Below are 22266 nucleotides of genomic sequence, written 5' to 3' on the forward strand. Positions count from 1 at the left end.
GGCCAACTCTCGGGCCGGGCGCGCAGGCCCTCACATCCGCTAGCGTCAGCCCGGATGGACGTACTGATCGGCGACACGGAGCGGGCGGGTCGGGGCGACGACCCGCTGCGCGGTGACCTGCGCCGATGAACGAGGACGAGCTCCAGCCGATCGTGGATGACCTGGCAAACCGGCTGCACCGTTCGGTGGCGATCGACGATCCGTCGATCCGGCTGCTCGCGGCCAGCAGACACTTCGGTGACGAGGACGTGATCCGGGTGCGCTCGGTGCTCGACCGGGCGGTGGACCCCGAGCTGACCGAGCGGGTCCTCGCTCAGGGCATCACGCGCTGGGTGTCGCCGGGTCGGGTCGACGTCGGACCGGAGGCGGGGGTAAAGCCGAGGCTGTGTGTGCCGGTGCGGTGCAACGATCTGCTGCTCGGCTTCCTCTGGCTGATCGACACCGCTGGCAATCTGTCCGACGAGGACATCGCGGCCGCCGCCGAGGCCGCGACGCGGGCCGGTGTGGTGCTCTACCGGCGGCTGCTCGTGCGGGAACGGCTGCGCGGCAGGCAGGAAGCGATCCTGCGCGAGCTGGTCAGCTCGGACCAGACGTTGCGTGCGCAGGCGATCGAGGACCTGCGCGCCGAGCAGGTGATCGACGGCGCATCCCGGCTGCGGGTGCTCGCGGCGCAAGCGGTCGTCGCCGACGCGCCGTCCGAGCACGCCGTGGCGATCGAGGCGGCGCTGGAGGAGGGCATCCGCGCCGTGCCCGGAGAAGCGGCCATGATGGTGGTGCACCGGTCCAGGGGCTGGTTGCTGCTCAGCGGTGAGACCAGCGCGGATGCGGCGGTCGCGGATCGGATGCGCAAACGGTTCCGCGAGCTGGCCGGTACTGACCTCGCGGTGGGCGTCGGTACCGAGGTGGCGGCCTTGGACGGCGTCATCGACTCCTACCGCCAGGCACTGCTGGCGGTCAAGGCGGCGCGGCTGGTCCCGGGGTTCGACGGCGTCGCCAGATGGGGCGAGCTGGGTCCGTACGACCTGCTGCTGCGCGTGCCTGCGGAGGACGTGCTCACCGGGAGCCATCTCCCGGAGATGCGCAGGCTGGCCGAGGCCGACCGGCACGGCGTCCTCGTCGACACCTTGTCCGCCTACCTCGATCACGCGGGCGACGCACAGCGTGCCTCGGACCTGCTGTGCATCCACCGCGCGACCCTCTACCAGCGGTTGCGGCGGATCGAGCAGGTCACCGGATGCGATCTACGGGTGGGCGACGACCGCCTCACCCTGCACCTGGGCCTCAAGTTGCACACGCTCGCCATGGTGTACGAGACGCAGAGCGAGTCCGACCGATGAGAGGCCGCCGATCACCCCTATGATCCGTGATAACAGGCCTCCCACCAGGGGCGGCGGTGTCGGCGAGGGGATGGTCGATGAGGCGTTTCGGTAGGCGCACAGCGGTGGGGACGGTCTCGGTGATGGTGGCGGTCTCCGGGGCTCTGTTGCTGAGCGGCACCGCGTCGGCGGCCCCTGGCGACTACACGTGTCCGGCGGGCTACTCGATCGACCCGATGAACGAACAGCAGTGCCTCCCCAACGGGCAGACCGGTGGTGCGGCGGACGTCCCCACGTGCCCGCCCGGCTACTCGCTGAACCCGAACAACCCGGAGATGTGCATCCCGACCAACTAGCGCCCGCGTTGTTCGCCGGACGTTCTCGGGCAAAATCCGGACAACCGAGGGTGATCGTTCTATGCTCCACGACAGCGGTCACCGCCGTGAGGGGCCGGGGCGAAGGGGGACATTCATGTCGACTGTCGGTAGGCGCACGGCGCTGGGGTTGGTCTCGCTGGTGGTCGCGGTGTCGGGAGCGGTGGCACTGGGCGGGACGGCGTCGGCGATCGGCGTGCACAAGTCCACGCAGTGCCCCTCGGGCTACCAGCTCAACCCGAACAACACCCAGGAGTGCACGCCGGTCGGTTCGCCGTCCGACAGCCAGAGCTCCGTCCCACCCGGCTCCCAGTCCACCGACCAGCCCTAGCCCATCACCGTCCCGGTGCTGCTGGTGTTGACCGGCCGCTTGCGGGAGAACGCGCCGAGGTCGATCGTGGCGCCGGTGTGCTCGGCGAGGAACTGGACGGGAGCGGCGTCGTGGTCGGCGCCGTCCTCCACCTCGTCGATCAGCGTCGTCATGAACCGGCCGATCACCGGTGCGTTCTTGAACTGGTTCCCGCTCGTGCCGATGGCCACGTAGAAGCCGGACAGCTCGGTGCGGTCGTAGATGGGTGTCCAGTCGTCGGCGACGTCGTAGACACCCACGACACCCCGAGGGCGATGCGGGACCTGCAGGTCGCTGAAGCGGCGAGCGGCCCTCGTGACCTGTGCCTCGAACACCGGGCCGGTCGGCTGGAGGTTCGCCTCGTCGGGGTCGTCGAGCCAGACGAACGGGTCGCACTCCGGCTCGGTGCCACCCACCAGCAGCCCGTCGCCGACCTCGGGGCGCAGGTAGGTGCCCAGGTCGATGTCGGCGATGCACGGCCCACCCGAGCTCACGAACCCGGCGGGTGCCGTGACGTGGTGGACCTCCTGACGCAGCGGGCGGGTGCCGATCGTGAAGTCAGCGCCCACGTCGGCGAGTGCGTTGATCGCACCCGACCACGGACCGGCGGCGTTGACGACGATCGGCGCCTCAAGCACCGTGCCGTCGTCGAGCGTGACCCCGGTGACCCGCTCCTCGGTCCGCTGGATGCTGATGACAGTGCGGTTGAGCAGGAACTTCGTGCCGTGGTGCATCGCCGCCGTCGCCAGGTTGTGCGCGGCCAGCTGCGGGTCGCTGACGTACCCGGCGTCCGGGGTGTACACCGCGCCGAGCGTCGTCGGGGCCTCGGCCCAGAACCCGTCGTCGGCGATCGGCTTCGGCGGCCAGTAGCGACCGGGGTCGATGCCGGCGATGCGCGCCCGCAGCGTCTCCGCGTCCCATTCCTCGTACGGGATGCCGATCCGGTCGAACAGCGCCAGCGCCGGTCCGCGTGGCGCGATGTCCACGTCGAGCAGGGCCATACCGCGGCGTTCGTAGCGGGCCAGGCCGTGCGGGTCCTCGACGCCGAGGTGGTCGCGCCAGGACTCCCAGCAGAACTTCGACTCCCATGCGGCGGCCACTCCGGCCCAGGTGGAGAAGTTGAACCGGACGACCGCGCTGGACGCGCTGGTCGAGCCGTGCCCGATACCGCCGGCCTTGTCGACCACGGTGACGTTGCGTCCGCCGCGGGCGAGTTCGAGCGCGATCGACGAGCCCACCACGCCGGCTCCGATCACCACTGCATCCGGGGACATGTCCGCCTTTCCTTCGATGGTCATGACTGTGCGTGCTGCCCGAGCGCGACCGCGCGGGTCTCGGGTGCCCAGAACGCGGAGACCAGGAGCCCCAGCACGAGGGTTCCCGCCGCGATCAGGGTGGTGGCGTGGATGCCGAGCGCCGCGACGCCGACCGGCAACAGGAACGTGCCGATCGCGGCACCGATCCGGCTGAACGCGGTCACCACACCGACCCCCGATGCGCGGACAGCGGTGGGGAACATCTCGCTCGGATAGACGAGCGCGAGCGACTGCGCCCCGGATGCGACGAACGCGAAGACGCCGAACAGCCCGACCACGACGAACGCCGAGGCGCCGGTCCACAGGCCGAGCACGGTGGTCACGACGGCGAGCAGCAGGAACGAGCCGAGAACGAACGGGCGTCGGTTCATCCGGTCGACCAGCAGCATGCCCGCGACGGCGCCCAGCAGCAGGAACACGTTCACCAGCACCGACTGCGCGAGGTCGCCCTCGATCTTCAGCGCGGCGAGAACGGTGGGCAGGAACGTGAACAGCGCGAAGTACGGCACGACCTGGCAGCACCAGAAGACTCCGCCGAACAGGACCCGGCCCAGATGTCCGCGCTGGAACAGGTCGCGGTAGGTGGATCTGTCGCCCTCGTCGTGGGCGAGGTCGGCGATCGTCGCGTTCGGGTCGATGTACCCGCGGACGATCTCCAGCGCCTCGTCGCTCCGCCCGTTGCGGACCAGCCAGCGTGGCGACTCCGGGGTGCCCAGCCGCAGCAGCGTGACGATCAGCGCGGGGATCGCGCTGCTGGCCAGCATCCAGCGCCAGGAGTCCGGGCCGAGGTCGCTGAGCAGGTAACCGACCCCGAACGAGACGACGTAACCGGCGGTCCAGACGACGTTGAGGCTGGACAGCATCCACCCTCGGTGTCTGCGTGGCGCGAACTCGGCGAGCAGCGTCGGGGAGATCGCGTAGTCGGCGCCGACCGCGATCCCGAGCAACAGTCGTACCGCGAACAGCCAGGCCACATCGGTGACGAAGGCCTGCACGATCGAGCCGCCGACGAAGAGCAGCAGATCGGCGAGGTACATCGTCTGTCGACCGACCTTGTCGGTGAGCCAGCCGAAGGTGATGCTGCCGAGGAACAGCCCGATCAGCGCGGACGCCCCGATCAGGCCGGTCCACAAGGCGCTGACCTGGTGTTGCGTGCTGTAGACGGCCAGCGCCGGCGCGATGATGCCGAGCATGTAGCCGTCGCAGAACATGCCGCCACCGCTGTACGCGGTGACCTTGAGATGGAACCGGGAGAACGTGGCGTCGTCGATCGCCAGGTGCTGGGCCTCGGCAGCGGGTGGTCGGACCTCGGGCTGATGTGTCATGGGGGCTCCTCGCCGCGACGGCCTCGGTGACATCGGGGACGCCGTCAATGGTGAGTCGAGGCACGGCCTCATCGATAGAGACAGATGACGACCGTCTCGGCGAGACTGCGCGACAGACGTTGTGTCAGCTCAGTGCGTTTAGGAGGCGAGCGTCGAGTGCGATGCAGTAATCGCGTCCGAAACGGCCGTTCTCCAGCCCGTCGTGGAGGCTTCGCGGGATGTCCTGGGCGAGATCGGCCGCGCGGGATCCCGCGGCCAGTGCAATCGCGGCGACGGTGTCGACGTCGCCGGTGTAGGCGACGCAGGTGCGCAGCAGCGCGCTCAGCCGGGTCGCGCCGGCGAGTGCGGTGACCGCGGCGTGCACGCTCATCAGGCCCTGCGCTCCGACCGGCCCCTGCCATGGCGATGCCCAGTCGCCGGGCAGCCGGTCGTCGAGCCAGCGGGGGAGGTCGGACGTCGGGCCCAGCCGGTGGTGGCAGTAATGCACGGCCAACGCCGCGGCCTGGGCCGCGACGACCGCGTCCTCGGTGTCGTGCGTGACCCGGGCCTGGACGTCGGCATAGCGCAGGGTGTCGGCGACCTCGGCGAGCAGCCCGATCGGCGCGACCCGCATCGCGGCGCCGCTGCGGTCGCTGTTGTCGTCGACCGTGGCGAGGAGCTCGGCGCCGTCGCGGACGGTGCGCAGCAGCGTGTGAATCCGGGTCGAGTAGCCGTACCGCTCATCCCTGCGGTACACCTCGACGAACCGGTCGGCCAGGTTCTCCCTGGTCCAGGCGTCGCCGTCGACCAGGAGCTCGGCGATCGCCAGCGTCATCTGGGTGTCGTCGGTGTAGTCGCCCGGGGAGATGTCGTGGTGCTTGCGGTGCTGCACGTAGTGGTCGCCGGTGTTGAACTCCGCGACGAACGCGGGTTCGGCGTACTCGAACCCCGCGCCGTAGGCATCCCCGACGGCCAGCTCTAGCAGCATGCATACCCACAGGAGGTCGCTGGTGGATTGGTGGGCCGCGCCCGAGGTGGTGCCGGCGTGATCATTGGGGCTGGGGTGTGTCTCCAGGCAACTGGGTTAGGAGGCATGGCCGCTGGCTCCGGGGTGGATCTCGGCGGCGAAGTCGTCGGCGACCGTGGCGATGACCGCGCGGCCCTCGACCTGGGCCAGCCAGTGGTGCGGCAGGTCGGCGTCGCCGTGCAGTGCGCCGAGGATGTTCCCGCAGATCGAACCGGTGGAGTCGCTGTCGCCGGAGTGGTTCACCGATGCCAGCAACGCCGCGCTGATCGTGGTGCCGGCGAGGGCGGCGTAGACAGCGATGGCGAGTGCTTCCTCCGCGACCCAGCCGCCGCCCAGCGTCTCGACCTTCTCCGGCGAGGCCGGGCCGTCGGCGGCCAGATCGGCGGCCGACCGCAGCGCCGAGGTGGTCTCCTCGTGGCCGGCGTGGCGGGCCAGCAGCTCCAGCGTCCGGGTCAGTGCGGCCGGCAACGGCTCGCCCCTGACCAGGAAGTAGGTCATCGCGGCGAGCGCCCCGGCGGCGTAGTAGCCGGTGGGGTGGCCATGGGTGATCTGCGCGCAGTGCGCCGCCGTCACGAACGCCCGCTCGGGCCCCTGGTCGGGGAAGCCGAACGGTGCCGAGCGCATGACCGTGCCGCACCCCTTGGACTCCGGGTTGACCGGGCCGGGCGAGCCGTCGATCGCGTGCTGGGGGTTGGGCACGTGCACCACCCGTAGCCCGGACAGACACGCGTTGCCCGGTGCGCGCTGGGCGTACAGCCAGTCCTCGTCGCGCAGCCACCCGGTCCGGTGGCCCACTCCGGCCGCCGGCCGCGGACCGGGCTGCTGCTGGGTCTCCAGCCAGCGCAGATAGGCCTCGCGGACCAGCTGCGTCTCGGCGCCCCAGATGCCCTCGGTCCTTGCCCGCACGTGTGCGTTGCGGTAGCCCTCCGCGGTGAACAGGGGCATCTGGGTGTCGTCGGTGACCCGGCCGATCACACCGTCGCCGTCCGGGACCAGTCCGGTGATGCCGGTCGGACCGTACGAGGCGCGGATGCGTTCCAGCGAGAGGAACTCGACCGGGTTGCCCAGCGCATCGCCGATCGCGCCGCCCAGCAGACAACCTCGGATCCGGGAACGGAAGAGCGCGAGCTCGGGGGGAGACAACTGATCCACCCGTCGGAGGCTACGCACCGGACGGGATGGCCGCGCCCGGATTCCCCGATCATGACAGTGGCCTGGCACCCCTCGAGGAGCCAGGCCACCGTGTCGTGTGCCGTGGATCAGCCGATGCGCTCGACGACCCAGTCGATGCAGGAGGTCAGCGCGCTGATGTCGGACGGCTCGATCGCCGGGAACATGCCGATGCGCAGCTGGTTGCGGCCCAGCTTGCGGTACGGCTCGGTGTCGACGATGCCGTTCGCGCGCAGCGTCTTGGCGACGGCGCTCGCGTCGACCGAGTCGTCGAAGTCGATCGTGCCGACGACCTGCGAACGGTGCGCCGGGTCGGTCACGAACGGGGTGGCGAACGAGGACTTCTCGGCCCACTCGTACAGCCGCGTCGAGGAGTCGGCGGTGCGCTTGACGCAACCGTCGAGACCACCGAGGCCGTTCATCCAGTCGATCTGCTCGGCCAGCAGGATCAGCGTGGCCACCGCGGGGGTGTTGTACGTCTGGTCCTTCGACGAGTTGTCCACCGCTGTGGTGAGCGACAGGAACTCCGGAATCCAGCGGTCGGAGGCGCCGATCTGGGCGACCCGCTCCAACGCTGCCGGGCTCATCAGCGCCAGCCACAGCCCACCGTCGGCGGCGAAGCACTTCTGCGGGGCGAAGTAGTAGACGTCGGTGTCGGTGATCGTGACCGGCAGGCCACCGGCGCCGGACGTCGCGTCGATCGCGACGAGCTGGCCGTCCGTCGTGCCCTCCGGGCGAACGATCGGCACCGCGACACCGGTCGAGGTCTCGTTGTGCGCCCACGCGATCACGTCGACCGACGGGTCGCTGACCGGCTTCGGCGCGCTACCCGGGTCGGCGGCCACCACGACCGGGTCGGCCAGGAACGGCGCGCCCTTCGTGACGGTGGCGAACTTCGAGGAGAACTCGCCGTAGGTCAGGTGCAGCGAACGCTCCTTGACCAGCCCGAACGCGGCCGCGTCCCAGAACGCCGTGGTGCCACCGTTGCCGAGCACCACCTCGTAGCCCTCGGGCAGCGAGAACAGCTCGCGCAGACCGGAACGAACTCGCCCAACCAGGGACTTCACCGGCTTCTGCCGATGCGAAGTACCGATAGCGGACGTGGCATCCGTCACCAGCGCGCTAAGCTGCTCCGGCCGCACCTTGGACGGTCCGCAGCCGAAGCGGCCGTCCGAGGGCTTGAGGTCGGCGGGAATCTCCAGGGTGGTCGGGCTCGTCGAGGCTGTCACGTGGCTCAGTCTCTCAACCGAACACCCGTCCAGGCTCGTCAGGGTGAGCAGTGTCGCTTACGGTCCCTGAGGAGACGGTGATGATCGGAGGCGGAGCACGGCATGCGCATCGTCGTTGTGGGGGGCGGGATCGGTGGGCTCGCGGCCGCGCGCGGTCTCTGGCTCGCCGGGTTCGATGTCGTCGTTCTCGAGCGTGAGCGGACCGACGAGGAGATCGGCGGCGGGATCCTGCTCGGCCCGAACGCCACCAGAGTGCTGCGCAGACTGGGCGTCGGCGCCGGACTGGACAAGATCGGCGTGACGCCCCAGGCGGTCCGCCTGGTCCGCTGGTCCAACGACGCGCTGCTCAGCGACTTCGACCTCGCACGCGACGCCGAACGCCGCTACGGCGCGCCCTACTACGGCATCTACCGTCCTGAGCTCGTCGAACTGCTGGCGGCCGGTCTGCCCGACGACATGGTGCGCCACGGCGCCGAGGTCGTCGGCGTCACCAACGGCCCGACCGGCGCCGAGGTCCGGCTCGCCGACGGCTCCGTCGAAGCCGGTGACGTGGTCGTCGGCGCGGACGGCATGCACTCGGTCGTGCGCGGCGCAACGGTCGGCGACGTCAACGCGCGGTTCTCCCGCATGGTGGCCTACCGCGCGATGATCCCGTGGCAGAAACTGCCAGAGGGCACCGGAACCGTCGTGCGGAACTGGCTGGGCCCCGGTCGCCACATGAACACCTTCCCGATGGGTGCCGGAGCCCGCTACCTGGGCATGATCGCCGTCGTGCCGGAGCCGGTGTGGAGCACCGAGTCCTGGACGGCGCGCGGCACGGTCGAGGACCTGCGCGCGCACTTCGACGGCTGGTCACCCGGGGTGCATGCGCTGCTGGACGTGGTGACCGACCCGGTGTACCGGTGGGCCCTGCACGACCGCGAACCCATGCCGCACTGGTCGACCACGCACACCACGCTGCTGGGCGACGCCTGCCATCCGATGCTCCCGTTCATGGCACAGGGGCCCGGCCAGGCGATCGAGGACGCCGCCGCGCTGGCGGCCTGCCTGCGCCGCAACCGCGCGGACGTGCCGTCGGCGCTGGCCCGCTACGAGGTGGCCCGGCAGCCCCACACGGCCCGCATCCAGCGGATGTCCTGGTCGAACAACACGTCCTTCCACCTGCCCGACGGTCCGCAGCAGGAGCTTCGGGATCGGGGTCTGTCCGGTTCGAGAAGCACGGAGGGCCTGCACTGGCTCTACGACAACGACCCGGAGCACCTTCCCGACTAGCTCGGCTTAGCCCGTGCCCGGCTTCAAGGCATCTCGGCTTCGCCGTCGACTCGTGAGTGGCAAGGGCGCCTATAGGCGCCCGGATCACTCACGACGGAAAAGCTGTCGTGAGTGCTCCGAGCGCCTACGCCTTCGGCGCCCCTCCGGGGTAGACGCCCTTGCCACTCACGAAAGGGTGGGAACCTGGGAGGGCGGGGGAGCGACCTGCAGCGTGTGCGAGTGAACGTGTGGGTGGTGGCGGCTCTGGTCGTCTCGGGATGCGCGGCCCCCCACGGCGAGCCCGACTGCCTGGGTGTGCCGGAGCTGAGGACGCCGCCCGGCAGGGTCGTCACCATGGACGGCGGCGCGGCCGCGATCCTCACCCGGCTGGGCGTGGGCGACCGCATCGTCGGCACGGCCGCTCCGACGTTCTTCGAGGACTTCGAGGGCCCGGAACGTGCCCGGCTGGACGCCATCCCGGTACTGGACGACGGCCCTGGCAACGCGGAGAAGATCATCGAGGCACGCCCGGACCTGGTGGTCGGCATCTCCGCGCTGAGCTTCGGCGGGTTCGACGGCACGCCGACCGTTGAGCGCCTGGCCCAGGCCGGCGCGCAGTCACTCGTTGCCTGCGATGCGGTCGAGTCGGGGCCGGTGCACGACCTCAGGGCGACCATGACGTTCATCAGGAGAGCGGCGGAGGTATTTCGGATCCCCGACCGAGGCGAGCAGCTGATCGCGGAGCTGACGCGGGACATCCGAGCGGTGACCCCACCCGAGAGGCCGGTGCCCGTGCTGGCGCTGTCCAGCCCACCCAGCCCCGGTGAACCGCTGTACACGGTGGGCAGCCGCAGCATGGCCAACGGGGTGATCAGCCTCGCCGGCGGACAGAACATCGCCGACGACGGCGCCGGCCAGTTCGCCGACATCAGCATCGAGCAGGCGGTGTGGCGCGACCCGAAGGTCATCGTGGTGATCTCCGGGATCGGCCACACCTCGGTGCCCGAGCTGCTGCGCGCGATCCGGGCGAACCGGGCACTGGCGACGACCACGGCGGTACGCCGCGACCGGTTCGTCGTCGTGTCCCAGGGCGCAACGCTGTCGCCGAGCGTGCTGGGCGGCCGCGCCGTGGCCACCATCGCGGCGGTGCTGCGGGCTGCCTCGTGAGGACACTGTCCACTCCGGGCTGGGTCGTCGTGCTCGCCGGTGCGCTGCTCGTCTCGTTCGTGCTCGCCACGATGGTCGGCGCGGTATCGCTCCCGCTGGACCTGGTGCTCGATACGTTCCGAGGGCACCTGACCGGATCGGCGGGGCCGGGCCCCGGTGAGTTCATCGTCTGGGAACTGCGTGCTCCCCGGGTGCTGCTGGGTGCGGCGGTCGGCGCGGGTCTCGCGGTCGCCGGGTTGCTGGTCCAGGCGGCGGTGCGCAATCCGCTGGGTGACCCCTATGTGCTCGGGCTGTCGGCCGGTGCGTCGGTCGGTGCGGTGCTGGTGATCACCTCCGGGGTGTTCCTGACGCTGGTCACACCGCTGGCGGCGTTCGTCTCGACGCTGCTGACCGCCGTCGTGGTGTACCTGCTGGCGAGGGTGCGGGGACGGCTGCACGCCGGTCGGATGATCATGGCGGGGGTCGCGCTCGGCCAGCTGCTCGGCGGGGTCACCTCGTTCCTGTTGCTGCGGACCCAGGATCCGGGAGCTCAGCGGCAGGTGCTGTTCTGGCTGCTGGGTAGCCTCGCGGGCGCCGAATGGAGCGTCACGGTGCGGACCGCGGTCGTCGTCGCGGCGCTGGTGGCGGTCGCGGTCGTGGCGGCGGGACGGCTGAACCTGCTGGTCCTCGGTGACACCGCGGCGGCGGCGCTCGGGTCGGACGCCGGGCGGCTGCGCGCGCTGCTGCTGGTGGTGATCGCGCTGCTCACCGGGACGGTGGTGGCCGCGTCCGGTGGGGTCGGGTTCATCGGGCTGATCGTGCCGAACCTGACCCGCCTGCTGGTGGGCGCCGACCACCGCAGGGTCCTGCCGGTGTGTGCGCTGCTCGGCGCTCTGCTGGTCGTCTGGGCGGACACCGGCGCCCGGTTGGTGCTCGCGCCCACCGAGCTGCCGATCGGCATCCTGACCGCGGCGATCGGAGTGCCGGTGTTCCTATATCTGCTGCGCCGCGGTGAGACGGCATGACGATCGAGTTGGACGGTCTGACGCTGGGCTACGGCTCCACGGCGGTCGTGCACGGTGTCGACCTGACGATCGAGACGGGCCGGTTCGTCGCGCTGGTCGGGGCGAACGGCAGTGGCAAGTCGACGCTGCTGAAGTCCTGTTACCGGGCGCTGCGGCCGATCGGCGGGCGCATCCTGCTCGACGGGCGTGACCTGTGGCGGATGCCGCACGCCGAGGTCGCGCGCACCGTCGGCGTGCTCGGCCAGGACAACGACGGTGGTTTCGACTTCACCGCCCGCGAGTCGGTCATGCTGGGGCGCTACCCGCACCTGGGCATGTTCGACCGGCCCCGGGCGCACGACGGCGCGATCGTCGAGGACGCGTTGCGGCGGGCCGAGTGCGGGCATCTCGCGGACCGGGTGATGTCCGCGCTGTCCGGTGGGGAGCGCCAGCGGGTGCTGTTCGCCAGGGCGCTCGCGCAGGAGCCGGGCGTGCTGGTCCTGGACGAGCCGACCAACCACCTCGACCCGGAACACCAGATCACCGTCCTGCGTATGGCGGCGGCTCAGGGCGTCACCGTGCTCGCGGCTCTGCATTCGCTCGACCTCGCCGCCCAGTACGCCGACCTGGTCGTGGTGCTGGATCGAGGGCGGATCGTCGCCTCCGGTCCGCCCTCGGTGGTGTTCACGCCCGGGACGCTGCGTGACCACTTCCGGGTGGACGGGACCGTGCTCCCCGACCCGGTCACCGACCGGCCCCGGTTGCTGCTGCGTGGCCTCTCGCCTCAGTGCCAGCTCGGAGATCAACTTTCGTGACGCCGCGCACCTAGCGTCCACACCGCGCCCTGTGCACATCGCGCGGTGTGGTCATGGGGTGCGCGGTGTGGAGAGAGGGGCATCGGGCGCGCGGAAAACGTAATTCGGGATCCGCGGTGAATTGTGCGTGACGGAGCACTACACTCGGCGCTGTGTTCACCCTCCGAGTGCGTTCCGTGTGGTCGCGCCGGATCGGGTTGTCGTTTTCCGCCATTGCGTTCGGGCTCGTCGCCCACATCGTCGGTGGTTCGGGCGCGGACTGGTCGTGCGTTCCGCTGGTCGCCGCATCGGGGCTCGCCGCGCTGGCCACCCTCGGTGCCGACCGGCTGATCGGCTACCACTCCCGTGCCGCGGGGCCGGCGATCGCGCTGCTCGGGGGCGGGCAGCTGGCGATGCATCTCGCGCTGTCCGGTGCGCTGGACCTGCACGCTGACCGGTTCGCGTCCTCCGGGATGGGGCTGACCTGCGGTGTTGTCGTAGCGCACGCGGTGGCGACCGGGGCGCTGAGCGTGTTGCTGTTGGGTGCTCAGCGTTCGATGGCGTTGCTCGCGGCGCTGCTGGACCGGGCCGCGCGTCTGGTGCGCATCTGGTTCCGGGGGCCTGGCGCGGTCACCGAGACCGGTGAGCGTCCGGTTGTCGAGGTTGCGCCGGGGGCGGCTGTCCGGCTGCTGCGCTACGGACCGGTCAGGCCTCGTCGAGGGCCGCCCGTCATTTCGGTTTCCTGAAGAGCGCTTTTCCGCTCGTCCACCCTCAGCATCCCGGCACGCGCCGCGATGGAATTCGGCATGCCTGAATTCATTCCGCGGCGTGACCATTCGCGAAATGATGGAGACCGAACAGCATGAGTACTGCATCCCCTTCCCTGCTGGACTGGATCATGGAGCTTTTCCGTAACCCGGAGGCGCGCGCCGAGTTCCGGGACGACCCCAGGGGCTACGCCGAGGAGAACGGCTTCGAGAACCTGTCGGCCGGTGACGTCCGTGACGCGCTGTGCCTGGTCGCGGACAGCCAGTCGGCCGGATACGACCACCGGGGCGGCAACGGCGGCACCCACTACCCGCCGCCGCCCCGCCACGACGACGACGGCCGTGACGATCATGACAACGACGACGGCCCGCGCTACCTGAACAACTACATCACCAACAACTACGAGACGATCGAGGAGAACACCACCAACATCGACAACTCGGTCCACCAGAACGTCGACACCGACGGTGGCGACTTCAGCCAGGTGATCGACAACGATCCGGTCGTCGCGTCCGGGGACGGCTCGGTCGCGGCGGGTGGGGACATCTCCGACAGCACGCTGACCACCGGGGACGGCAACGTCGTCGGCGACGGCAACCAGGCGGTCACCGGGGACGACAACACGTCGGCCTTCGGTTCGGGCGACGCGACCGACACCAACCTCGAGGACGTGCGGTTCGGGGACGGCAGCGCGGCGTCCTTCGGCGGCGACGCCAGCGGCTCCAGCTCGGACGACGACACCACGACCGCGGTGCGCAACTCCGGCTCCGGTGACACGTCGGTCAACGCGGCGGGCAGCGGCGGCTACGCCGACGACTACTCCGACCAGAGCAGCACCGACGACAGCACGCACAGCAACTACACCGACGACTCGCGGGTCGACAGCCACGACTCGATCAACTCGGACAACGAGTCGCGCTACTCCGACAGCAACGACATCCAGCACGCCTGAGCGGAGAACACGTCACGTGAGCAAGAAATGGGTGGCGCCGATGGCGCTGGTCATCGGGCTGCTCGCCGCTCCGGGCGTCGCCAACGCACGCGAGCGACCCGGCGACTCGGCGCCGGCGCGCGTCGAGGGCACCCCGTGCGCACTCGGTGTGCGGGCCTGCGTCAGCCTCAAGAGCCAGCAGGCCTGGCTGATCTCTGATGACGAAGTGGTCGAAGGGCCGGTGGACGTGGCCACCGGCGGGCCGGGCAAGGAGACCCCGGTCGGCGACTTCGTGGTGCAGTGGAAGGACAAGAACCACACCAGCTCGGAGTATCGGACACCACAGGGCGCGCCGTCCCCGATGCCGTACTCGGTGTTCTTCGCCGACGGTGGTGTGGCGTTCCACCAGGGCACGCTCAACCGGGCGTCGGCGGGCTGCGTCCGCCTGCCGAAGTCCCAGGCGATCACCTTCTACGACACCCTGCAGCTGGGCGACAAGGTCCAGGTCCGCTGACCGGACACCGCGCACCGTCCGTCCACGCCGCGCACCGTGCACATCGCGCGGTGTGACGCGGAGGTGCGCGGTGTCGGTCAGCGGCAGCCGGCGGCGGGTTGCGCCGAGGCCCTGCGGGGCTGGGGTTCCAGGATCTGGAGGGTGAGCACCGGGTCGCCGATCGGGGAGTCCGCCGGGATCCACTGGCGGCCGAGCTGGATCCGTTCGCCGCCGCCGGCCGTGGACACCGTCATCACCGGCTCCGGGGCGATGTCACCGGTCCACCGGTACATGATCGTGCCGTCGCCGCCGTTGGTGTCGATGTCGGCGACCAGGGTGCAGATCGTGCCGTTGCGCTGAGCCTGCATGGTCACCTCGTTGATGCCCAGCGACAGACCGTGCGACCGGATCGCCGGCAGCAGCAGCGCCGTGCACGCGCCCATCAGCGCGACGATCGTGAGTACGGCCAGCACGACCGGCCACCGCAGCTTCTCCCCGGTGGTGCCCTGCCCGGTGTCCGGTGCCGGTGCCGGTGCCGGTGCCGAGGGCGTGGGCGACGGGGCGCCGGTCGGCGGGAAGCCGGCTCTTCGCGGGGCGGTGGGCTGCGCGGGCGTGGTCGCGGAGGTGCGGGAGGCGGCCGGTGGCTGGGCGGCCGGTGGAGCCGGTGGAGCCGGTGGCAGTGGTGGCGGGATCGAAGACGGTGTGGCCGATGGTTGGGCGGTCGTCGAGCCGGAGCGATCGGTGACCGGTGGCCGGCTGGACTCGGCGGTCGGTGCCGTCGACGCGGCCACGGCGGGCCGAGGGTAGCTGCTCGGCGCGGAGGGAGGTGCTTCGGCCGAGGAGGGATTCGGCGCGGGTGCGGCGGGTTGAGGTGCGATCGCCGGGGGTTGGGAGCTGCTCGGCGCTTCCGCCGGTTCGGCGGTCGGCCGAGGGGCTGTGGCCGGTCGCGTGACTATCGGGTCCGCCGGTTCGGCGGTGGGTTCCGGCGCTGTCGGTGCGGCCGCGGCGGGCTCGTCCAAGGCGGGTGCGGGTGGAAGGGGCGGCGCGCCGGTCTCGGACGGCGAGGTGCCGGACGGCGAGGTGGCGGACGGTGTCGCCGGGGGTGTGCTGGGCGGCGGTTCCCACGAGTCGATGTCCGGCGGGATGACGGTCGGGCCCCGGCGCTCTCGCTTCGGCACCGGAGGGACCGGCTCCCGGGAGGGACGGCGGCGCCGTGCGCCCTGACCGGGCGCCGCGAGATGCGCTTCGGCGACCTGTACGAGACTGTGCCGGTTCGCCTCGGACGCCAGCGGACGCAGCTGCTCGATCGCGGCGTCCCAGCCGCTGCCGGTGAGCGCGCCCACCGCCCTGGCCAGCACGGCGGCCGCTTCGAGATCGGTGCACCAGCTCTCCGCGAGCGAATGGGCGAGCTTCGTCCACGCCGCGATGTCCTCGGCCGAGGTGGCCGTCTTGCTCGTCGCCCAGTCGGTGAGCAGACCAGCGCCGTCCGGTCCGATCACCACCGACTTCGCGGTGACCGAACCGTGCACGAGACCGTTCTGATGGACCGTGCTCAGCGTCCGCGCGATGTCGGCGAGCAACGCGGCCGCGTTGCCCGGAGTGCGGTGTTCACCCTCGTCGATCACCTCGGACAGGGCCGGGATGGGCGGCGCGGTGGCGATCATCCACTGACGGCCGGCCTGCACCTCCAGCTTCGGTTTCGCCGGCAACACGCCCGGGAGCTTCAGCTTCGTCAGACGTTCGATCGTCGGGAGCAGAATCTTGAGGTCGACACCCGGGAAGACCAGCAGCAGACCGGACGGGCGGTCGTCGGTGTCGAGGCCGTAGAACCAGGTGCCGGCAGGCGTCGTACGCAGCTGCGGCCCCCGGCGGTACTTGCCGACCTTGGGCGCTTCGCGAGTCAGCTGAGGGCTAGCCCCACGGAACCGGTTCATTGAGGGAAGAGGATACCCGTTCTCATCAGCCCGTTCTCGGTTCGCACAGAGCGTGGGTACGCCGCACAGAGGCCGGGGCCTCTGTGCGGCGTGAACCGGGTCTGTGCGAGCTGCTCGTAGCACGGGGACGGGGTGAAGGTCACAGGTGTGTTGCGGCGGCGGGGCGTGGGTGGGCTGTATGATCAGTTCGTCGGCTCGCACAGTTCTGCCTCGAGCCGAATCGCAGTCGACCACCACGCGCCGCGGCCGAAGACGGTCTGCGCCGGGCAGGACGACCCTTCCACGTTCGGAGAATGTATGGCGGCCCGCCGCCCCAATTTTGCTGCTCCCTCAACCCCGGTTGAAACCCCCGCTGTCCCCGTTGTGTCCGATGCGGAACCCCTCTCGTTCGTCGAGCTCGGTGTCCCGTCCGTCCTCGCCGAGGCACTCGCCGCGCAGGGCATCACGACGCCGCGCCCGATCCAGGCCGCGACACTGCCCGACGCGCTCGCCGGGCGCGACGTGCTCGGCCGGGGCCGCACCGGCTCCGGCAAGACCTACGGCTTCCTGCTGCCGGTGCTCGCGCGCCTGGCCGCCAGCCGCTCGCAGCGTCGTCCGGGCAGGCCCCGCGCGATGATCCTGGCGCCGACCCGCGAACTGGCCACCCAGATCGAGGCCGCAGTCGCGCCGCTGGCCAAGCTGCTGTCGATGCGTACTCAGACGATCTTCGGCGGCGTCGGCCACGGCCCGCAGATTCGCGGCCTGCGTGCCGGCGTCGACATCGTCGTCGCCTGCCCCGGTCGGCTCGCCGACCACGTCAGCACCGGTGAGGCCAAGCTCGACGCGGTGGAGATCACCGTGCTCGACGAGGCCGACCACATGGCCGACCTCGGCTTCCTGCCCGCCGTGCGCAAGCTGATGGACCAGACACCGCGCGACGGGCAGCGGCTGCTGTTCTCCGCGACCCTGGACGCCGGGGTCAACGTGCTGGTCCGACGGTTCCTGAACAACCCGGTGACGCACAGCGTCGACTCGGCGCAGTCGCCGGTCGCGAAGATGTCGCACCACGTGCTGCACGTGAACCGCGACGACCGGCTGCCGGTCCTGATCGACCTGACCTCGGCTCCCGGCCGGACCCTGGTGTTCACCCGCACCAAGCACGGCGCGCGCACGTTGGCCCGCAGGCTGGTCGCATCCGGTGTGCCCGCCGTCGAGCTGCACGGCAACCTCGCGCAGAACGCCCGGCAGCGCAACCTGACGGCGTTCTCCGAGGGCACCGCGACGACGCTGGTCGCCACCGACATCGCCGCGCGCGGTATCCACGTGGACGACGTCACGCTGGTCATCCACGCCGACCCGCCGGTCGAGCACAAGGCGTACCTGCACCGGTCCGGGCGCACCGCGCGCGGTGACGCGTCCGGCACGGTGATCACGCTGATGACCGACGAGCAGACCCGCGACGTGCGTGACCTGACCCGCAAGGCGGGCATCTCGCCGACCACCACGAAGCTGGGCCCCGGTCACCCGTTGCTGGCCACGCTCGCTCCGGGTGAGCGTTCGTTCGTGCAGCCGCCTCCGCCCGCCGAGCCGAAGCCGGCCGGTGCGTCGAACGGCTCGCGTCACGGGCGGACCCGGCGCGGCCCGAAGCCGGCCTCGTCCGGTGGCGGCCAGGGCGGAGCACCCCGCCAGGGGGCGTCCCGTCAGGGCGGCTCCCGAGGCGGTAGGGGCGCCGGCGAGCCCGGTCGTCCGCGCGGCGCGGCGGCGTTCTCCACCAGCGGCCGGGGCGGCTCCCGAGGCCGCGCCGGTCGCTGATCCGCAACACACCCCGTGAGTGCCGCGGCCGCCCATAGGCGGCCGCGGCACTCACGGTTTTACGTCAGTAGGCCGATCGCTGTCAGCGCCCCCGCGGCGATGACCAGCCCGGTTGCCGCTCGGATCGTGCGGCGGGAGCAGCCGGTCATCGACGGGATGCGCACCACCACCGTCGCCAGCACCACGAGTGCGGCCAGGCACAGCGCGGCCAGGATTTCGAACGCGCTGTCCCTGGTGTAGCCGTCGCGCATCAGCAGCACGGCGTTGGTCGCGGCGAGCAGCGCGGTCCGCTGCCAGGCGAGTGCCGTGCGTGCGGGTTGGTCGTGGCGGTTGACCGTGGTCACCGGCGCAGGACCAGGACGAGCACGGTGACGCCGATCAGCGCGGTCACCCACCCCGCCGCGAACGGCAGCCAGGTCGTCGGCAGCGGCAACCCGAGCCGCATCGCGCGCTGGACCCGGGCCCAGCGGTGGTGGGCGAACGCGGCGAGCAGCGTCGCTGTCACGGCGAGCAGCGCGGCCAGCCCGGTGCGCGCGGCGGGGATCGAGAAGGCCGGCACGAGCTGCACGAGTGCCACCGCGCCGGCCAGTAACGCGAGCGACGTTCGCAGCCAGGCCAGGAACGTGCGTTCGTTGGCCAGCGTGAATCGGTAGTCCGGTTCCTCGCCTGGTTCGTCACGGCTCATGTGCCCAGTATCGCTTTGCCCCATACAGAACCGATCAGTACCGTTCAAATGGTACTGATTGGTTCCGTTATGGAGGAGTGGCTCTGGTGAACACTGATGTCTCGAGTTCGGCGACGCGGTCGTCGGGATGGCGCCGTCCCGCGTCGATGCTGGCCATCGGGAGCTTTGCGGTGGGCACCGACGCGTTCGTGATCGCCGGGATCCTGCCGTCGATGGCGGACTCGCTCGCGGTCAGCGTCGGCGTCGCCGGACAGCTGGTCAGCGCGTTCGCGCTCGCCTACGGTCTGTCCGCGCCGCTGGTCGGCGCGCTGACCGCCACCTGGGGTCGACGGACCGCGCTGCTCGCCGCTCTCGCGGTGTTCGTCGTGGGTAACGCGGCCACCGCGTTCGCGCCGACCTACTGGGCCGTGCTCGCCGCCCGGGTGCTGTCGGCTGTCGGAGCCGCCCTGTACACCGCGACGGCCACGTCCACGGCCGCGACGATCGCGGGTGACGAACGTCGAGGACGGGCGATCTCGATCGTGATGCTCGGGATGACCTCCTCGCTCGTGCTGGGTGCCCCGTTGGGCACCGTGCTCGGCGGTGCGCTGGGCTGGCGGGCGACGTTGTGGCTGGTCGCGGGCCTCGGAGTGCTCGCGGTGGCCGCGGTGGTGCTCGGCGTGCCGGCGGTGCCGGGCAGTGTGAGCGCCGGAGTGGCGCGTCGGCTGCGGCCGCTCGCTCAGCCCGCGATCCTCGGCGTCCTGGCTCGGACCGTCGTCGCCTTCGTCGGCATCTACCTGCCCTACACCTACCTCAGCGTCGTGTACCAGGAGGCGACCGGTGAGGTCCCCGCGAAGCTGTCGCTGTTGCTGCTCGTGTTCGGGCTGTCCGCGACGGCCGGCAACCTCGTGGCCGGCATGCTCGTCGACCGGTTCGGTCCGCACCGGGTGGTGATCGCCGCGTGTCTGTCGATGACCGTGCTGTTCGCGCTGTTGCCGCTGGTCGGCGGCTCCTTCGGGCTGGCGCTCGTCGCGGTGGTGCTGTCCGGCTGGCTGTCCTTCTCGGTGACCACGCCGCAGCAGCACGAGATCATCGCGCGGGCCCTGCCTGAGGACCGGGCGTTCGTGACGTCGCTGTACCAGTCGGCGGCATATCTGGCGATCTCCCTGTCGGCCGTGGTCGGTGCCGTCGGTATCAGTGCGGTCGGCCACGCCGTGGTCGGACCGCTCGCCGCCGCGTTGGTGCTGGTGGCCGCGCTGCTGACGCTGTGGACCGTCCGCGCTCGCCACGAAAGTTACTCATGAGTAGTATTCGCGGATGCATGATTCCGTGACAGTGCACATGGCGGCACCCGCCCAGAAGGTGTGGGAGCTCGTCTCCGACATCACCAACACCGGCAAGTTCAGTCCCGAGACGTTCGAGGCGGAGTGGCTGGACGGTGCCACCGGACCCTCGGTCGATGCGCGGTTCCGGGGCCACGTCAAACGCAACGGGAAGGGGCCGGTCTACTGGACGACCTGCCGGGTCGTGGCCTGCGAGCCCGGCAGGGAGTTCGGGTTCGTCGTCGAGGCGGCCGGTCGCTCGATCAACACGTGGCGCTACCGCTTCGAGCCGAGTGGTGACGGCGTCGACGTCACCGAGTCCTTCGAGCTGGAGTCGACGCTCCCGCTGCGCCTCTACTGGGCGCTGCTGGGCGGGCTGCGTGGCCGGACCAACCGCAACGGCATGCGCACCACGCTGGAGCGGATCAAGGTCGTCGCCGAAGCCTGACCCACCTGTGACCGGGAAGGCATTCCCGGTCAGGGGCTTGTCTTCAAGCCATAACAGACCTTATGGTTTGGAAATTGGACCCAACGGAGGGAGCCGACCATGGCTGAAGTAGCCCTGTCCGACCGAGCCGCGGCCCGCGAGTTCGATCCACTGGACATCTCGTCGCTCGCCTTCTGGGCCAAGCAGCCCGCCGAGCGCGACGAGGTGTTCGCCCGGCTGCGTGCCGAACGCCCGATCTCGTGGCACCGCCCGGCGGAGACCGAACTGCTGCCCAACCCGGACGCACCGGGGTTCTGGGCCATCGTGCGCAACGCCGACATCGTCGCGGTCAGCCGTAACTCCGAGGTGTTCGCGTCCGGCCAGGAGTTCGGCGGCGTCATGCTGGAGGACGTGCCCGCCGAGGTGCTGGAGGCCGCGCACTCGATCCTGGCGATGGACGCGCCGAGACACGCCAAGCAGCGCAAGATCATCAGTTCGGTGTTCACCCCGCGCCGGGTGGCCAAGATCGAGGAGCAGATCAAAGACCAGGCACGGCGGATCGTCGACGACATCCAGTCGCTCGGTGAGGTCGACTTCGTCGAGCAGGTCGCGGCCAAGCTCCCGATGTGGACGGTCTCGGAGATGATCGGCATCGAGGAGGACAAGCGCGAGGAGATCGCGGCCGCCGCCGGCGCGATGGTCAGCTGGAACGACCCCGAGTTCGTCGGCGACAGCGAGCCGATCCAGGTGCTGTTCACCGGGCTGATGACGCTGCACGCCGGCGCGCGGGAGCTGGTCGCGAAACGGCGCGCCGAGCCCGCCGACGACCTGATGACCGCACTCGCGCAGGCCGAGCTCGACGGGCAGAAGCTGACCGACGACGAGATCGCCGCGTTCTTCGTGCTGCTGTGCGTCGCGGGTAACGACACGACCCGGCAGACCACGAGCCACACGATCAAGGCGCTGACCGACTTCCCCGAGCAGCGCCGGCTACTGGTGGACGACTACGAGACGACCATCAAGACCGCCGTCGACGAGTTCGTCCGCTGGGCAAGCCCGGTGATGACCTTCCGGCGCACCGCGCGGACCGACGCGGAGATCGGCGGGCAGAAGATCGCCGCGGGTGAGCGGGTGGTGATGTTCTACCGGTCGGGCAACCAGGACGAGACGGTGTTCGAGAACCCGGAGCGGTTCGACCTCACCCGCAAGCCGAACGCGCATGTGGGGTTCGGTGGCGGCGGGGCGCACTTCTGCCTCGGCAGCCATCTGGCGAAGGCGCAGCTCAAGGCGTTGTTCCGGGAGCTGCTGTTCCGGCTGCCGGATATCGAGGCCGGCGAGCCGGAGTACCTGGCCGGTAACTTCATCAACGGCATCAAACGCCTACCGGTGAAGTTCACCCCTCGTGAGGGATGAGGCCGTCTACCCCGAAGGGGCGCCGCAGGCCTAGCCGGAGTGGGCACTCACGACAGCTTTTCCGTCGTGAGGGTCCACTCCGGCTATAGGCGGCCTCAGCACTCACGAGGACCCCGAGGCCGTGCACTCTGTGCACGCGGTCGGGACCACGGCCCCGTACCCGGCTTAGCCCGTGCCCGGCTCCAAGGCATCTCGGCTTCGCCGTCGACTCGTGAGTGGCAAGGGCGCCTATAGGCGCCCGGA

General features: G+C 70.6%; 22 protein-coding genes. 14 read left to right on the top strand and 8 right to left on the bottom strand.

The features are described from left to right. Window positions 1–125: 125 nt before the first annotated feature. The 3 genes from G406_RS0139260 to G406_RS52655 all read left to right on the top strand — a co-directional run bounded on the left by G406_RS0139260 (window position 126) and on the right by G406_RS52655 (window position 2021). Window positions 126–1337: a PucR family transcriptional regulator gene (locus G406_RS0139260; RefSeq protein WP_028938100.1), complete on the top strand. Its 1212-nt coding sequence runs from the start codon at window positions 126–128 to the stop codon at window positions 1335–1337. A gap of 77 nt (window positions 1338–1414) precedes the next feature. Continuing rightward, the gene (locus G406_RS0139265; protein ID WP_156935392.1) at window positions 1415–1672 is read left to right on the top strand and encodes a hypothetical protein; all 258 of its coding nucleotides are present in this window, start codon (window positions 1415–1417) and stop codon (window positions 1670–1672) included. 115 nt (window positions 1673–1787) lie between these two features. Continuing rightward, window positions 1788–2021: a hypothetical protein gene (locus G406_RS52655; RefSeq protein ID WP_037080956.1), complete on the top strand. Its 234-nt coding sequence runs from the start codon at window positions 1788–1790 to the stop codon at window positions 2019–2021. Here the strand turns inward: G406_RS52655 and G406_RS0139275 are convergent. From G406_RS0139275 to serC, 5 genes are all read right to left on the bottom strand, one after another. Beyond that, window positions 2018–3337, bottom strand: a complete 1320-nt coding sequence (locus tag G406_RS0139275; RefSeq protein ID WP_245607382.1) for an NAD(P)/FAD-dependent oxidoreductase — start codon at window positions 3335–3337, stop codon at window positions 2018–2020. The genes G406_RS52655 and G406_RS0139275 overlap by 4 nt on opposite strands. Then, window positions 3334–4680, bottom strand: a complete 1347-nt coding sequence (locus G406_RS0139280) for an MFS transporter (RefSeq protein WP_037080958.1) — start codon at window positions 4678–4680, stop codon at window positions 3334–3336. Before G406_RS0139280 ends, G406_RS0139275 begins: the two co-directional genes overlap by 4 nt. A 124-nt stretch (window positions 4681–4804) precedes the next feature. Beyond that, entirely contained in the window at window positions 4805–5647 is an 843-nt protein-coding gene (locus G406_RS0139285; protein ID WP_028938104.1) for an ADP-ribosylglycohydrolase family protein, read from the bottom strand. 96 nt (window positions 5648–5743) lie between these two features. Beyond that, window positions 5744–6838, bottom strand: a complete 1095-nt coding sequence (locus G406_RS0139290) for an ADP-ribosylglycohydrolase family protein (protein ID WP_028938105.1) — start codon at window positions 6836–6838, stop codon at window positions 5744–5746. 107 nt (window positions 6839–6945) lie between these two features. Next, on the bottom strand, window positions 6946–8094 hold the full coding sequence (gene serC / locus G406_RS0139295; protein WP_425414681.1) for a phosphoserine transaminase: 1149 nt from the start codon (window positions 8092–8094) through the stop codon (window positions 6946–6948). Between the two features lie 93 nt (window positions 8095–8187). Here serC and G406_RS52660 point away from each other — a divergent pair, with 93 nt between their 5' ends. The 7 genes from G406_RS52660 to G406_RS0139330 all read left to right on the top strand — a co-directional run bounded on the left by G406_RS52660 (window position 8188) and on the right by G406_RS0139330 (window position 14493). Beyond that, window positions 8188–9357, top strand: coding sequence for an FAD-dependent monooxygenase (locus G406_RS52660; RefSeq protein WP_037080961.1), 1170 nt, complete (start codon window positions 8188–8190; stop codon window positions 9355–9357). Window positions 9358–9576: 219 nt separating this feature from the next. Beyond that, the gene (locus tag G406_RS0139305; RefSeq protein WP_245607383.1) at window positions 9577–10503 is read left to right on the top strand and encodes an ABC transporter substrate-binding protein; all 927 of its coding nucleotides are present in this window, start codon (window positions 9577–9579) and stop codon (window positions 10501–10503) included. Further along, window positions 10500–11507, top strand: coding sequence for a FecCD family ABC transporter permease (locus G406_RS52665; RefSeq protein WP_051343296.1), 1008 nt, complete (start codon window positions 10500–10502; stop codon window positions 11505–11507). The genes G406_RS0139305 and G406_RS52665 overlap by 4 nt, the downstream gene beginning before the upstream one ends. After that, window positions 11504–12301, top strand: coding sequence for an ABC transporter ATP-binding protein (locus G406_RS0139315; protein WP_028938108.1), 798 nt, complete (start codon window positions 11504–11506; stop codon window positions 12299–12301). Before G406_RS52665 ends, G406_RS0139315 begins: the two co-directional genes overlap by 4 nt. A 152-nt stretch (window positions 12302–12453) precedes the next feature. After that, entirely contained in the window at window positions 12454–13026 is a 573-nt protein-coding gene (locus G406_RS55035) for a hypothetical protein (protein ID WP_028938109.1), read from the top strand. 116 nt (window positions 13027–13142) lie between these two features. Next, window positions 13143–14000 (top strand): IniB N-terminal domain-containing protein, encoded by an 858-nt coding sequence (locus G406_RS0139325; RefSeq protein WP_156935393.1) that lies wholly within the window; start codon window positions 13143–13145, stop codon window positions 13998–14000. Between the two features lie 16 nt (window positions 14001–14016). Further along, on the top strand, window positions 14017–14493 hold the full coding sequence (locus G406_RS0139330) for a L,D-transpeptidase (protein WP_028938111.1): 477 nt from the start codon (window positions 14017–14019) through the stop codon (window positions 14491–14493). Between the two features lie 77 nt (window positions 14494–14570). Here the strand turns inward: G406_RS0139330 and G406_RS58065 are convergent, their stop codons facing one another. Further along, window positions 14571–16406, bottom strand: a complete 1836-nt coding sequence (locus tag G406_RS58065) for a protein kinase family protein (RefSeq protein ID WP_028938112.1) — start codon at window positions 16404–16406, stop codon at window positions 14571–14573. Window positions 16407–16769: 363 nt separating this feature from the next. Between G406_RS58065 and G406_RS52675 the strand changes: the two genes are divergently transcribed. Then, window positions 16770–18197, top strand: a complete 1428-nt coding sequence (locus G406_RS52675) for a DEAD/DEAH box helicase (protein ID WP_245607384.1) — start codon at window positions 16770–16772, stop codon at window positions 18195–18197. A 59-nt stretch (window positions 18198–18256) separates the two neighbouring features. On the opposite strand, the gene G406_RS0139345 is transcribed toward G406_RS52675, so the two are convergent. Next, complete coding sequence (locus tag G406_RS0139345) at window positions 18257–18541, bottom strand: DUF202 domain-containing protein (protein ID WP_028938113.1); 285 nt, start codon at window positions 18539–18541, stop codon at window positions 18257–18259. Beyond that, the gene (locus G406_RS0139350; RefSeq protein WP_028938114.1) at window positions 18538–18882 is read right to left on the bottom strand and encodes a YidH family protein; all 345 of its coding nucleotides are present in this window, start codon (window positions 18880–18882) and stop codon (window positions 18538–18540) included. The genes G406_RS0139345 and G406_RS0139350 overlap by 4 nt, the downstream gene beginning before the upstream one ends. An 86-nt stretch (window positions 18883–18968) precedes the next feature. Between G406_RS0139350 and G406_RS52680 the strand changes: the two genes are divergently transcribed. From G406_RS52680 to G406_RS0139365, 3 genes are all read left to right on the top strand, one after another. Then, complete coding sequence (locus tag G406_RS52680; RefSeq protein ID WP_211241407.1) at window positions 18969–20165, top strand: MFS transporter; 1197 nt, start codon at window positions 18969–18971, stop codon at window positions 20163–20165. A 13-nt stretch (window positions 20166–20178) separates the two neighbouring features. Then, window positions 20179–20631, top strand: a complete 453-nt coding sequence (locus tag G406_RS0139360) for an SRPBCC family protein (RefSeq protein ID WP_028938115.1) — start codon at window positions 20179–20181, stop codon at window positions 20629–20631. A 99-nt stretch (window positions 20632–20730) separates the two neighbouring features. Continuing rightward, complete coding sequence (locus G406_RS0139365) at window positions 20731–22023, top strand: cytochrome P450 (protein ID WP_037080964.1); 1293 nt, start codon at window positions 20731–20733, stop codon at window positions 22021–22023. Window positions 22024–22266: the final 243 nt, after the last annotated feature.

Source organism: Actinospineispora spinosispora DSM 44797 (assembly GCF_000429025.1).
In the GTDB taxonomy this organism is placed as follows: Bacteria; Actinomycetota; Actinomycetes; order Mycobacteriales; family Pseudonocardiaceae; genus Pseudonocardia; species Pseudonocardia spinosispora.